This window comes from Roseateles sp. P5_E1 (assembly GCF_054049335.1).
In genome coordinates this window covers 1-630 of sequence record NZ_JBFUMN010000269.1, presented here as the reverse complement: position 1 = coordinate 630, position 630 = coordinate 1, and the positions used below count along the sequence as shown (strand labels likewise).

Sequence of the window (630 nt, the reverse complement as noted above, 5' to 3'; positions counted from 1 at the left end):
GGATCTGGGCGGTGCGGCGAAGGTGCCAGCCAAGGAAAAAAAGACCACCGCCGGCAAGATCACGACGAAGGCAGGCGCTGCGGCCAAAACGCGCGCTGTCGCCGAAAACGCTGGCGACGTGAACATCAGTCACCCCGAACGCGTGGTGTTCGCCAAGGCGAAGATCACCAAGGGCGAGGTGGCCGACTACTACCGGCAGATGGCGCGCTGGGTGCTGCCCGAAGTTGCCCGGCGGCCGCTGTCGCTGCTGCGTTGTCCGGATGGCGTGGACAAGCCGTGCTTCTTCCAGAAGCACCATGGCACGGGCCTGGGCGAGGCCGTAGGGGCCATTCCGCTGGAACAGAAGAGCGGGCGCGAAGACTACCTCTACATCGAGGACCTGATGGGCCTGCTGCAGCTGGTGCAGATGAACACGCTAGAGCTGCACCCGTGGGGTGCCACGGTGGCCGATCCCGAGCGCCCGGACCGGCTGGTGTTTGATCTGGATCCCGGCGAGGGCGTCACCTGGGCGCAGGTCAAGACCGCCGCGCGCGATGTGCGCGACCGGTTGCTGGAGACCGGGCTGCAGAGCTTYGTGCGGCTGTCSGGYGGCAAGGGCGTGCATGTGGTGGTGCCGCTGCAGCCCAGGGC

Annotated in this window: 1 protein-coding gene; it reads left to right on the top strand. The window is 67.1% G+C overall.

Annotated elements, in window-relative coordinates; genetic code table 11:
* Nucleotides 1-630 (top strand): non-homologous end-joining DNA ligase (ligD, locus tag ACXJKJ_RS30970; RefSeq protein WP_457395387.1); only part of this gene is annotated, 630 nt, incomplete at both ends.